Below are 12,974 nucleotides of genomic sequence, written 5' to 3' on the forward strand. Positions count from 1 at the left end.
GACCAAAATGTTGGAAAAGCTGTTTATGCTAATCATAACAGAACACCGAGGTAAATTTATTGGGATATTGCTGGGCTTGCTGGCCAGTATTCTGTTTATCAGCTATGGTTTCTGGCGCACTATATTTGTGATTTTTTGCATTGCCATGGGGTATTTTATTGGCAAGAAAATTGATGAAAGTGCCAGTTTTGAGATTTGGATAAAAAATCTGTTTAAAGAAAAATAATAAGCGGGGAAACCATATCGCCCCTGCAGAAAGGGAGATTGATTTGAGCAGAAGAAAAGCCCGGGAAATTGCCTTCAAAGTTATATTTCAGGTAGATCAGGTCAATGCCGAACCCCGGACAGCTTTTGAATATCTTCTGGAAGAAAGCAATTTAACAGAACCAGATAGTGAGTTTGCCTGGACTTTAATCGAGGGCTGCCTGACGCATTTGGAACCAATTGATCAATGCATAGCTCGCCATTCCACCGATTGGACCGTGGAACGTATGTCCTCTACCGACCGAAACCTGATGCGGCTGGCCACTTATGAGATCCTATATATGGAGGAAGTAAAGTCGGCTGCTATTGCCATGGACGAAGCCATAGAAATTTCCAAGAAATATGGGGAGCATAATTCAGCCGCATTCGTTAATGCAATTTTGGATAAAATTAATAGGAATAGATCATGAGAACATATTTAGGGTTAGATACCAGTGCCTACACTACTTCAGTTGCACTGGTAGACGAGGAATTAAATATTCTGTCTGATGAACGTGTATTATTGAAGGTTGACAACAATGAGAGGGGCTTAAGACAGTCTGAAGCCCTTTTTTATCATATAAAAAACCTTCCTTTTTTGTTTGAAAAAATTGAACCAATATTAAGTGGACACCAGGTTCAGGCTCTGGGGGCAAGCGCTGCTCCCCGTAATGTGGCAGGAAGCTATATGCCGGTATTTTTGGCCGGACTGTCCAGCGCTCGAAGTATCTCTACCTTTAGCCAGTTGCCGCTCTACGAAATCAGCCACCAGGAGGGCCATATCATGGCCGGTTTAATTGGGAATTACAGTTTGTTGGACAAACCAGGTTTTCTGGCTGTCCACTTTTCAGGAGGTACCTCAGAATTATTGGTTGTGAAAAAGGCCGGAGGACAGAACCTGCTTAACATTGAAGCTGTGGCTGCAGGTTTTGATTTACATGCCGGACAACTGGTCGACCGGGTCGGTGTAGCCATGGGGCTGCCTTTTCCAGCCGGGGCGGCGCTGGAAGAAATGGCTCGCCGGTATAAGGGGGAACACCCTTTAAACCTCCCCTCATACGTTCTTGAAGAGGGTTTTTCTTTTTCAGGAGTGGAAACCCGTTGCCAACAGTTGCTTAAAGAGGGGGTTCCCCGGGAAGCTTTGGCCTTTGCTGTACTGAGAGTAATTGCCAATACCCTGGAGAAAATCATTGTGATTCATGCCAATAAGACCGGAATCAAAGATGTTTTATTGGTAGGAGGGGTTATGGCCAACGGAATAATCAGAGAACGGCTGGTGAAAAGGCTGGAGCATCCTGCCGTGGGTATTAATACCCATTTTGCTGACAGCCATTTAAGTTCTGATAATGCGGTGGGTGCAGCCGCCTTGGCCGCTTATTTGCATCAACAAAAATGAACCCCTGGAAGTTGACAGGCTACAAAGGTTAAAAAAATAAAGTTCCAAGAAAGGAGCAATACTAGATGGAATTAATCTGTGGCAAAGATATCTCAAGCGAAATAAGGAACCAATTAAAAGAAAACCTGGCCCAGGAAGGTCTTAAGCCATGTCTTGCAGTCATTAATGTCGGGGATGACAAGGAGAACCTACTATATATTGGACTTAAGGAGAATGCCGTAGATACATTGGGCGGGGAAACCCGTATTGCCAGTTTGCCGCAAAATGCTGCTAAAGAGGAAGTTTTAAATCTAATTAATGAGCTTAATCATGATCAGGCAGTTAACGGTATCTTGTTACAATTGCCGTTACCGAAAGAGCTGCAACCCTATGAGCAAGAATTCTTAAGCGCCATTGATCCTGCCAAGGACGTTGATGGATTCCATCCTGTCAACATGGGCAGGCTTGTAAATGGCACACCCGGTTTTATTAGCTGCGCCGCCTTGGCCTGCATGGATATAAGTAAAAGATATAAAGCCCCCTTGGCTGGAAAAAAAGTGCTTTTGATCGGTGACTCTTTCGATCTCATCAGACCGCTGGCACTTATGTTTATAAAGGAGTCTTGCCAGGTGTCGGTTGCCCCCCAATACAAGTCCGCACTTATGGAGGGAGTAGACATAGCCGTTATTGAAGCAGGTGGCCCTCATATCGTCAAAGCCTCCGGAATAAAAGAAGGTGCTCTGTTGATCGATGCCGGTTTTTATTATGACCAGAACAGCCTGTTTGGTAATGTGGACAAGGAAGACCTTTCCAAGATTGACGGGCATCTGCTGCCGGTGCCGGGTGGGGTGGGACCCATGCTGATTACAAAGTTATTGGAAAACCTGTGTATGGCCGCCGGGATGTCCCTCCCGGATAAAAACACAGGATGATAGGATAATGATAATATGCAGGAGTATATTTCGGTTGGTGCCTTAAATGAATATATCGGCTCCCTGTTGGAAAATGATGACCTTCTTCAGGGGGTTTGGGTAAAAGGTGAAATTTCCGGGTTCCGGTTGTATCAACAATCCGGTCATATGTATTTTACCCTTAAAGACGGAGAAGCAGCCGTTAGTTGCGTAATGTTTCGCAGCCGCACCTCAAGCCTTAAATTCAAACCCGAAGACGGGATGGAGGTATTGTTGTTTGGCTCGGTTGCGGTTTTTTCCAAACAGGGCAAGTACCAGCTGTACGCAGAAAAAATGCTTCCTTTCGGAGTAGGTAACCTGTTTTTGTACTTGGAGCAATTAAAAAAAGAGTTGGCCCAAAAAGGTTATTTTGCCGAAGAAAGAAAAAAACCTTTGCCGACTGTGGTTAATCGGATAGGGGTAGTCACCTCTCAAGATGGTGCGGCCCTAAGAGATATTTTGAAAGTGCTGCATGAACGTCAACCGGGAGTTGAGGTAGTCATAGTTCATAGTTCAGTGCAGGGTATCGAGGCTCCCCGGGAACTGGCTGCCGGTCTGCGAGCGCTCAACCAATATGCTCAGGTTGACTTGATTATTATCGGCCGGGGAGGCGGATCTATGGAGGATCTGATGGCTTTCAACAGCGAAGAAGTGGTGGAGGCGATTTATGAATCCGCAATTCCGGTTATATCAGCTGTAGGGCATGAGGTGGATTTTTGTCTAAGTGACTTGGCTGCTGATGTTAGGGCGGCCACGCCTACCCAGGCAGCCCAATTGGCAGTACCGGATCGTTTTCAGTTGCAGCAGGATCTGGAAAAGTTAAAACGCAGCTTGTTACGAGGCATAAACAGGAATCTGGAAAAACGTTCCGAAACGCTGGATAGGCTGATGATGAGAAAAATCTGGTACGATCCTCAACTGTTGCTGGAAAAACAGTTTGTCGGTCTGGAAGAAAAAAAACTAAGGCTGCAAAAAGCTATTCAGGAGATTATCAACTCTCGCCAGTATAGTTTACAAATAGCCACGGCAGGTTTGGATAACCTGAGTCCGCTTAAAGTAATGGCCCGTGGTTACGCAATGTTGACTCAGGGTGACCGTCTTATCTCTAGCGTAGATGATTTGGCCGCCGATGGGGAATTAACAGCCCGGCTGAGCGATGGGAAACTCAATCTATTAATCAAGTCCAAGGAGAAATTATAAAATGAAAAAAATGAATTTTGATCAATCCCTCAAACGCCTGGAAGAAATTGTGGAAGAGTTGGAATCGGGATCAATAAGTCTGGAAAAATCCCTGAGTTTGTTTGAGGAGGGTGTCAAGTTAGCCCTTTACTGCCAGGACGAGCTTCAGAAAACAGATGGCAAGGTCAGCCTTTTAATCAGGAAAATGAATGGTGATTTAGAAGTGACCGATTTTAACATCTAAAGAAAGGAAGATAGATGTTGGTTGATTTGCATGAGTTTTCCCAACAAATTCAGCAGCGCAAAGAATATATAGATAATTGTCTGGAAAATCTTTTAAAAAAAGAGGATACATATCCGCCTGTTATTCATCAGGCTATGCGTTATGCGGTGTTTAACGGCGGTAAAAGGTTGCGCCCGATTATGGTATTGGAAGGTCATCGGCTGGCTGGAGGTAATCCGGAATCGGTATCAACGATAGCCTGTGCCATGGAAATGATCCATTCCTACTCCTTGGTTCATGATGATTTACCGGTCATGGATGATGATGATTATAGACGTGGCCAGCTCACCTGCCACCGGGTGTTCGGGGAAGCGACCGCCATATTAACTGGAGACGCGCTGTTAACGGAGGCTTTTGTCCTTATGTCCGGCAGTACCGACCTGGCTGCTCAAAATCCCCTCAGGTTGCTCCAGGTAATCCGGGAAATCGCTCAAGCTGCCGGAAGTGAAGGTATGATCGGAGGGCAGCTCATCGATCTGGATGCTGAAAATAAGGCGATAAACCGCGAAGAATTAGAAGGGCTGCATAGTTTAAAAACTGGAGCTCTTTTTAAGGCCTCATTAAGAGCCGGTGCTATTTTAGGCGAGATGGATGATCAAGGTCTGACCGCGTTAGGCCAATATGCGCATCATTTTGGTCTGGCATTTCAGATAACCGATGACATATTGGATGTCGATGGGGATCAGTTTGTGCTGGGCAAACCTGTAGGCAGCGATGCCAAAAACATGAAATCAACCTATACCAGTTTATTTGGTTTGGATGGGGCTCGGCAGTTGGCCCGCCAATGTGTTGACCGCTGCCATGATAGTCTGGCCGGTTTTGGAACTGAGGCAGATTTTTTAAGGGATTTGGCGACTTTTACCCTGCATAGAACTGTCTGAGAAGGTACAATATAACAGCTTTACTGTCCATAAAAACTGGCATCAGCCCCTTATAGTGTGTTATAATGTTGTCCTGGAAAGTACGGCAAAAGGTTGCAGTATTCTAGTCAACCCTATCCTTTTTCAAGACGGGCCTAAAAATCCGTTAAGGGCACATCGATGAAGATTCTGGTATCGGCTTGTGACGCCCAGTCAGGGGTCGGTGCTGGGAGTTAAGGGTGCTGGGGCAACCCGCAAAGGCATGCGGATACGACCCCACATCCGTGGAGGCTTGCTTTCATCCCCAGGGATGAAGCAAGAAAACCTGCATACCGGTAATACTGGGTGCAGTGTAGCCTGCCTTGAGTGGAGATAGCGGATAAGCTTATAAGGGTTATATTACTTGGGCCAAAGTATTATAGCTCGCTTTGAAATTATCGTCTGCAAAAGAGGCTAGAAAAGGATGTGGGTTGTTGAGGAAAACTCCTAGACTGTGTGCATAACCGCACGGTTTATCGAGGATTAAAGTGTGTACTTAGTGGTAATCCAGCCCCATGTACGGTGACGACATGTAGCAGTCGTAAAGGGAAACCGCCCATCTGGCAACAGATGGGTGAACTGCGGGGAAAACCTGCTGGACCTATGTCACAGCGTTTACTCGGTAAATAACCTTTTGCCTTATTCCGTTTTTGGAGGGTATTTAAAAGTTTGGTTAATTATTTAAAAAAGAGCATTCTGGTGTCAGCTTTGCTCGTTGCCTTTTTTACTTTTTTTATTGCCCTTTTAGTAAACATAGGATCACAGGCTCTTATGGAAGTTATTAATAACGTAATCGTAGCCTTGATTCTTTTACTGGTTATTATTGCCTTAGGTATTTTTTTTGATATTATTGGAACTGCTGCCACTGCTGCTGCTTTGCCGCCTTTTAACGCCCGGGCGGCCAAAAAAGTATTTGGCGCCTCGCAAGCGGTTAAAATAACTAAAAACGCCGGAACCGTTGCCAATTACTGCAATGATGTTATCGGTGATATTGCCGGGACACTAAGCGGAGCCATTGGTGCCGGCATTGTATTTAATTTGAGCAATATGTTTTCGATAACCAATATTGTTTTAATCGGAGCCATGATGACCAGCCTGATTGCCGCCTTGACTGTAGGCGGAAAAGCCATTGGCAAATATATAGCCATTGAAAATGCGAATAGTATTATATTAAAAGTTGCGATTGTTTTGGCCTGGTGGGAAAACATTAGTGGTATTGAGTTATTCAAAACTAGGAGGTGAGGGTGTGCCAGACATTTTAAAGCGCGTGGACTCACCCCAGGATTTAAAAAAACTTTCGTTGGCTGAAATGAACGATCTAGCCCAGGATATTCGCCAGTTATTAATAAGCAGTGTGGCTCAATGCGGAGGCCACTTAGCTGCCAATCTGGGTGTTGTCGAACTCACCATTGCCCTGCACTACGTATTTAATACTCCCCAAGACAAGATTATTTGGGATGTCGGTCATCAGAGTTATGTACATAAAATACTCACCGGCCGCAAAGATAGTATGTCTACCTTGCGTCAATACGGTGGCATGAGTGGTTTTCCCAAATCAGAGGAATCCGCCCATGATGCCTTCGATACCGGTCATAGCAGCACTTCTATTTCGGCAGCGGTAGGTATGGCTCTGGCCCGAGATATAAAAGACCAGGATTATTCTGTCGTGGCTGTTATGGGGGATGGTGCTCTAACAGGCGGAATGGCATATGAAGCCTTAAACCATGCCGGCAATGAGGGTACGGATATAACTGTAATCCTGAATGACAACGAGATGTCCATTTCTAAAAACGTGGGAGCTATGTCATCTTACTTAAACCGCCTGCGTACTGATCCCTCCTACTCCCGTACCAAAGAAGAGATAGAAAGCGTACTAAGCAAAATACCCGGTATCGGGCCTAATATAGCCAAGGCGGCGGGCAGATTTAAAGATTCCGTGAAACACCTGATGGTTCCTGGTGTATGGTTTGAAGAACTGGGATTTACTTATATTGGCCCGGTAAATGGTCATGATCTGGAACAATTAACGATCGTCTTAAACAATGTACGTACCATGAAGGGACCGGTATTAGTGCATGTCATTACCCAGAAGGGCCGAGGGTATCAGCCTGCCTTAAATGACCCGGATTTGTTCCATGGCATAGGCCCGTTTGATATCAATACCGGTAAACAGCCGAAAAAGCCGCTGCCTAGTTATACCGAAATTTTCGGTGACTATATTCTGGATAAAGCCCAGGAAGACTCGGCAGTTGTAGCAATTACTGCAGCGATGACCAGCGGAACCGGCTTGAAACGTTTTGCCCGGGCCTATCCGGAACGTTTTTTCGATGTCGGGATATGTGAACAGCATGCTGTTACCATGGCAGCGGGTATGGCCAAAGCCGGTCTTAAGCCGGTGGTTTGTATTTATTCGACTTTCCTGCAAAGGGCTTACGACCAGATTCTGCACGATGTAGCTTTACAGAACCTGCCAGTGATTTTTGCGATTGACCGGGCTGGATTGGTTGGAGAGGATGGCCCTACCCACCACGGTGTGTTTGACTTAGCTTATTTACGCAATATCCCAAATTTTACGATTTTAGCTCCGGGTGATGAAAACGAATTTTTGGATATGCTGGAGACTGCTTTTACGATTAAGGGGCCGGTAGCAATCCGTTATCCGCGTGGCATCGGTGAGGGGGCTAAAATACATAACGAGCGTCAGATATTGAAGATTGGCAAAGCTCAGTTGATTAACGAGGGTCAGGATTTGGCTGTTTTGGCAGTGGGACGTGCCTTGGGAATTGCTCGTGAATTTGTGAATGTAATGGCTGGGATGGGTATCCAGGTGGAACTTGTTAATGCCCGCTTTATCAAACCCCTGGATCAAGAGATGATTATTAGCCTAAGTCAACGCTTCAAGCGCCTGATTACAATTGAGGATAACTGTTTGGAAGGCGGCTTCGGCTCGGCTGTATTGGAGGTTTTAGCCGACCATAAAATGGAATGCGAGGTAGTTCGCCTGGGTATTCCGGATGAATTCATTGAACAAGGCCGGGTGGATATTCTATTCGATTATCTGGATTTGACGCCGGAAGCCATAGCGGAAACGGTTTTTAATAATTGGCCGGATCTAATACCCAGCCAGGCCTGGGGGTTGCGTAAAATTGGAGAAAGTTAGGCTGGATAATCTGTTATTTTCCAAAGGGCTGGCAGGTAGCCGGGAAAAGGCCCGGGCTATGATCCTGGCGGGAGAAGTATATGTTGATTCCCAATTGATTGATAAACCGGGTGTAAAGGTCAACACCGCAGCCGTTATTGATATCAAGTCTTCCCGTTTAAAATATGTGAGCCGCGGCGGATATAAACTGGAAGGAGCTATCAGGGATTTTAAGGTTGATTTTTGCGGCAAAACTGTATTGGATGTAGGTGCATCGACCGGCGGCTATACCGATTGCGCCTTGCAAAACCAGGCTGCAAAGGTTTATGCCGTGGATGTTGGCTATGGTCAGTTGGATTGGACATTAAGAAACAACCCTCGGGTAATCGTAATGGAGAGAACTAATATCCGTTATCTAACCCGGGATCAATTGGGGGAAAAAGTTGATATAATCACCATGGATGTTTCCTTTATTTCAACTACTCTGATTTTTCCCGTTTTAAAAGAACTGCTGCGGGAGGAGGGCGAAATAATCTCTTTGATCAAACCGCAATTTGAAGCAGGACGAAACCAAGTCGGTAAAAACGGAGTTGTCAGGAATCCTGCCATTCACCGCGAGGTACTCTTGTGCTGTATAGCTGCGGCTGAGCAGGAAGGCCTGAATTGTGTGGGGGTTACCTTTTCACCTATCAAAGGACCTAAGGGAAATATTGAATACTTTATCCGACTGTGCCAACATAAAACGGGTTTGCATGACATAGATGAACAAATATCCAAGGTAGTCAGCCGGGCGCATAACGGGTTGGGGGATAGAATTGGTGAAGATTTTAGTGGTGAGAAATAAACTCATAGTCCAAAGTATGCAGACAGCGGATAATATTGCTGCAAGATTTCGGGCAATGGGTATTGGGGCAGAGATAGAAGATGTCAGTTTACTCTCTCCACCGGATGATGGTTTTGATATCATCATCGTTCTAGGCGGAGATGGCACGCTCATCCGGGTGGCACGTCAGTATGCGGATCGAAATATTCCCATTTTAGGTGTAAATATGGGTACAGTGGGCTTTTTGAGCAGTATTGAAGCCCATGAAATAGAGGAATCGCTGGAAAGACTGATTCGGCAGGAGTTTTCCTTGGATGAACGCATGCTTTTGGAAATAGATATTTTTCAAAACCACGAGTTAAAAGCGACCCATTTTAGCTTAAATGAAATGACCGTTAAATCTGCCAATGCCAAAATGTTGAATCTGGGTATAAATATTGCGGGGCAGTCGCACGGTGTTTTTCGCGGAGACGGCATTATTATTGCAACCCCTACCGGGTCTACGGCGTATTCTTTATCGGCGGGTGGGCCGGTTACCGACCCTGATCTGGAGGTATTCCTGCTTACCCCGATTGCAGCCTACCATTTATATCGGCGGCCGCTGGTGATCGATGCCGCCAAAGAAATAGCACTTTATCCGCAAACTTTAAATCCGGTTGATATTATCATTGACGGGCAGGTAAAAAGTGAATTGGATGAGAATTATATGATTAATATAAAAAAAGCCACCCCTAAGGTTAAACTGTTGCAGCTTAAAGACACAACGTTTTTTCATACGATAAACCATAAATTGTGGAGAAATGAGGGCCAAGGTTAAAGAGTATCAGTTTTTTTAAAAACAAGTCAGCCCAGCTTAAACCAACCGCCCGATTTATCCTCCGGTGGCTTTCACTAACCAATACTGCATGGAGGTAGGAAGTGAAATCAAGCAGGCATTTTACAATCCGGGACATCCTTTCAACTGACCGAATTACTACGCAGGAAGAATTGTGCGATGCCTTAAGCAGTCGTGGTTTTGATGTTACTCAGGCCACTGTTTCCAGGGACATAAAAGAACTGCGTCTGATTAAGATACCTGATGAAAAGGGCTATCGTTATGCTTTCCCGGATGGGCATGGCTCCCGCAGTTCCAATGAAAGAATAAAAAGGGTGTTTAAGGATTCGGTAACTTATCTGGATTCCAGCGAGAACCTTATCGTTATTAAAACGCTTCCTGGAACCGCGCAAACCGTTGCGGCTGTCATTGATGCCATAGAAAATGACCTGATATTAGGTACGGTGGCAGGGGATGATACCCTCTTTGTCCTGGTAAAGCCCAAGGACGCGGTAGAAAATGTATTAGCCTCATTTCGCAGGTTGATTGGGGAATGAAATAAAGGTCTGATAGTATGTTAGAAGAAATATACATTAAAAACTTTATCCTCATAGAGGAACAGCGCTTATACTTTACCGCCGGTCTAAACGTCTTAACCGGTGAAACCGGAGCGGGAAAATCAATTATTATCGATGCGCTGGGCTTGCTTTTGGGCGAACGAACCAAAAATGATTATATTCGTGATGAAGATAAAAAGGCTGTTATCGAAGCAGTTTTTGATCTGCAGTCCAGCCATGAGACCCAGGTTTTTTTGACCCAACAGGGTTTATGTGATGCTGATTATCAAGATCTGGTTATCAGCCGGGAGTTTTTCCCTAATGGGCGTAGCGCAGCACGCATTAATGGCCGTAACGTAAACCTGCATGTACTTAAGGCATTAGGGACACTGCTGGTCGATACCCAGATGCAGAATGACCGCTACGCGTTTTTGCAAAGCAGCAATTATCTTGGTTATGTGGATGGCTTTTCTCCACCTCCAGACGAATTGCTGGATACAGTAGCAGCTCTTTTCACCCGGATCAAAGAAGCTGAACGACAACTGGCTGATTTTGAGACCGGCCAACAGATGAAGAATCAAAAACTGGATTTTTTAAATTATCAGATTAAGGAGATAGAGGCTTGCGACCTTAAGGAGGGCGAGGAGGAGGAGCTTACAGATCTAAGAGAGCGCATTCGTAATGCCCAAAGATTGATGGAGGCTAGCCACAGTATGCTGACCTGTTTATATAGCTCTGAACAAACGGCCAGTGCCTATGATCAGATTTCGTCCGCCTTAAACATTGCTTTAAATACCAGCGAAGATCGTTTTTTTCAGAATTTAACAGAACCCCTGGAAAATATCATCTATACCCTGGAGGATATGGCCAGGCAAATATCTTCTTACAAGGATAACCTGGATTTTGAACCAGGTTTGCTTGATAAAGTGGAAGAAAGACTCTACGTAATTGACAAATTGAAAAACAAATACGGCTCCACTATACATGAAATCCTGGTTTTTCTGGATAATGCCCGCCATGAGCGCGAAGAACTCTTACACAGCGAGGAAAGGCAGGAAGAGATACGCGCCGAATTGACCAAAGCGCAAGAGCAATATCGTGAGTCAGCAGCTAGATTGACGGCCCTGCGCCAGAATTCGGCTGTTCGGTTGGAAGAAAGGATTCGCCAGGAACTAATCGGCCTAAATATGCCCCATACACGTTTTAAGGTTGAGATCAGGGAAAAAACCCAGCCTGGTCCGCGGGGATTGGATGAGGTGGAATTCCTCTTTTCCCCCAATCCCGGAGAAGAATTGCGGCCGGTTACCCGCATTGCTTCCGGAGGAGAAATATCACGTTTGATCCTGGCTTTAAAAATAGCTTTGGCAGCCGTATACAAAGTACCTACCTTAATTTTCGATGAAATCGATGCGGGTCTGGGGGGAACCTCTTTAAGTGCCATGGCTCAAAAAATTGCCTTATTATCGACCGAACATCAGGTTATCCTGGTGACCCACTCGCCTCAATTGGCTAGTTATGCGCAGCAGCATCTCTTGATTGATAAATATGTTGAAAATGAACGCAGTTACACTTGTATTCAAGCTCTGGATCATGAGGCCAGGGTAAAAGAATTGGCCCGTATGTTAGATGGCGAGAACTATTCCGAATTAACCTTAAAGCATGCCCGGGAATTGTTGGAGTCCAAAACATAATAACCGCGGATTAATTAGACCCAGATTTATACAAAATAACACAGCGTCCTTAATAGCTTCCCGCGCAATTTACTATTACCCCCGGTTTAAGGTGGGCTGATTGCCGGTGAGCCACAGTAGTCCCCGTAGGGGGTTTTATATATGCTATCCGCAGCATCCTTGATTATATTAAATGGAACAGAAGTGGGCAGTGTAGCCGTCGATGTGACAGGGATCCGCTAGAGTGAGTGAATTTGGGCCTGAGAACCTGGGTGAGTCCTTTCGATATGTGTTATCTGGTCTATTATTTAAAGGTGCGCGGCGGGATAAAACTTAATCAGAAAAGGTCAAAAGTCCCTGGATTTATCCAGGGACTTGCAAAATTACTCAATAGGTATCCTAAAGCCACTGTCTTTATTATCCTTGAACTTGGGAAGGATTATTTTTAATACGCCATCCTTGTAATCTGCCTTTACCGCGTCCTGATCAACGTTTTCCACATAATAACTTCTGCTGACTTGACCCACGGATCTTTCCCGGCGCAGATAGTTTTCGGTTTCCTGTGTATCTTCGCGCATAGTTTTAGCCGCTATCGTCAACGTATTATCCCTGAGCTCCACGACCAGGTCTTCTTTTTTTACCCCGGGCAATTCTGCTTCCACAATATATTCGGTATCATTTTCCTTGATATCCGTACGGATTTCATTAAACATCCGGGGCATAAACTCATTTCCCCACATGTCTTTGAACGGATCCCAGCCAATTAAACCGAACATCATGTCCCGGTGCCGGCGGCGATGAGGTGATAATTCAAACATACAAAAACCTCCTTTTTTAATTTAATATATTCCGGTGAAAAAAATATGCCTTCATCCAGGTATATTTTTTCACCATTGGCAACTGATTATGCCTGTATTATAAAACCAAAGTCAAGGAAAGTCAAATATTTTTTTTAAAAAATATGAAAGTGGCATAGCAACTGATAACATAGATTTTGGGTGCCTATTCAGTTCGCATCTGATCATAATAATTGGCTATGCCT

At 45.0% G+C, this 12,974-nt stretch carries 14 protein-coding genes; 13 read left to right on the plus strand and 1 reads right to left on the minus strand.

The genetic code is table 11. From position 1 onward, the window contains the following. Window positions 1-7 precede the first annotated feature (7 nt). The 13 genes from AAV90_RS06440 (at window position 8) to recN (ending at window position 11,953) form a co-directional block, all read left to right on the plus strand. A complete protein-coding gene (locus AAV90_RS06440; protein WP_046496794.1) occupies window positions 8-226 on the plus strand; it encodes a DUF2273 domain-containing protein in 219 nt (72 codons plus the stop codon). Between the two features lie 43 nt (window positions 227-269). Then, on the plus strand, window positions 270-674 hold the full coding sequence (nusB, locus tag AAV90_RS06445) for a transcription antitermination factor NusB (protein WP_046496797.1): 405 nt from the start codon (window positions 270-272) through the stop codon (window positions 672-674). Then, a complete protein-coding gene (locus AAV90_RS06450) occupies window positions 671-1,639 on the plus strand; it encodes a Kae1-like domain-containing protein (protein ID WP_046496798.1) in 969 nt (322 codons plus the stop codon). Before nusB ends, AAV90_RS06450 begins: the two co-directional genes overlap by 4 nt. A 65-nt stretch (window positions 1,640-1,704) precedes the next feature. Then, window positions 1,705-2,550, plus strand: a complete 846-nt coding sequence (locus AAV90_RS06455) for a bifunctional 5,10-methylenetetrahydrofolate dehydrogenase/5,10-methenyltetrahydrofolate cyclohydrolase (RefSeq protein ID WP_046496800.1) — start codon at window positions 1,705-1,707, stop codon at window positions 2,548-2,550. Between the two features lie 15 nt (window positions 2,551-2,565). Further along, window positions 2,566-3,768: an exodeoxyribonuclease VII large subunit gene (xseA, locus tag AAV90_RS06460; RefSeq protein WP_046496802.1), complete on the plus strand. Its 1,203-nt coding sequence runs from the start codon at window positions 2,566-2,568 to the stop codon at window positions 3,766-3,768. Window position 3,769: 1 nt separating this feature from the next. Next, window positions 3,770-3,991 carry an exodeoxyribonuclease VII small subunit gene (locus AAV90_RS06465; RefSeq protein WP_046496805.1) on the plus strand — a complete coding sequence of 74 codons (222 nt, stop codon included), beginning with the start codon at window positions 3,770-3,772 and terminating at the stop codon, window positions 3,989-3,991. A gap of 14 nt (window positions 3,992-4,005) precedes the next feature. Continuing rightward, window positions 4,006-4,911 carry a polyprenyl synthetase family protein gene (locus AAV90_RS06470; protein ID WP_046496808.1) on the plus strand — a complete coding sequence of 302 codons (906 nt, stop codon included), beginning with the start codon at window positions 4,006-4,008 and terminating at the stop codon, window positions 4,909-4,911. A gap of 687 nt (window positions 4,912-5,598) precedes the next feature. Continuing rightward, window positions 5,599-6,171: a hypothetical protein gene (locus AAV90_RS06475; protein WP_046496811.1), complete on the plus strand. Its 573-nt coding sequence runs from the start codon at window positions 5,599-5,601 to the stop codon at window positions 6,169-6,171. Window positions 6,172-6,175: 4 nt separating this feature from the next. Continuing rightward, a complete protein-coding gene (gene dxs, locus AAV90_RS06480) occupies window positions 6,176-8,089 on the plus strand; it encodes a 1-deoxy-D-xylulose-5-phosphate synthase (protein WP_046496814.1) in 1,914 nt (637 codons plus the stop codon). Beyond that, on the plus strand, window positions 8,076-8,912 hold the full coding sequence (locus tag AAV90_RS06485) for a TlyA family RNA methyltransferase (RefSeq protein ID WP_046496817.1): 837 nt from the start codon (window positions 8,076-8,078) through the stop codon (window positions 8,910-8,912). The genes dxs and AAV90_RS06485 overlap by 14 nt, the downstream gene beginning before the upstream one ends. Window positions 8,913-8,928: 16 nt before the next feature. Further along, window positions 8,929-9,708, plus strand: coding sequence for an NAD(+)/NADH kinase (locus AAV90_RS06490; protein WP_207642049.1), 780 nt, complete (start codon window positions 8,929-8,931; stop codon window positions 9,706-9,708). 101 nt (window positions 9,709-9,809) lie between these two features. Next, on the plus strand, window positions 9,810-10,262 hold the full coding sequence (argR, locus tag AAV90_RS06495) for an arginine repressor (protein ID WP_046496820.1): 453 nt from the start codon (window positions 9,810-9,812) through the stop codon (window positions 10,260-10,262). A gap of 17 nt (window positions 10,263-10,279) precedes the next feature. Then, a complete protein-coding gene (recN, locus tag AAV90_RS06500; RefSeq protein ID WP_046496823.1) occupies window positions 10,280-11,953 on the plus strand; it encodes a DNA repair protein RecN in 1,674 nt (557 codons plus the stop codon). Between the two features lie 362 nt (window positions 11,954-12,315). Here recN and AAV90_RS06505 read toward each other — a convergent pair whose 3' ends face one another. Next, window positions 12,316-12,750 carry an Hsp20/alpha crystallin family protein gene (locus tag AAV90_RS06505; RefSeq protein ID WP_046496825.1) on the minus strand — a complete coding sequence of 145 codons (435 nt, stop codon included), beginning with the start codon at window positions 12,748-12,750 and terminating at the stop codon, window positions 12,316-12,318. Window positions 12,751-12,974 lie beyond the last annotated feature (224 nt).

It is taken from the genome of Syntrophomonas zehnderi OL-4 (genome assembly GCF_000983115.1).
Classification (GTDB): domain Bacteria; phylum Bacillota; class Syntrophomonadia; order Syntrophomonadales; family Syntrophomonadaceae; genus Syntrophomonas_B; species Syntrophomonas_B zehnderi.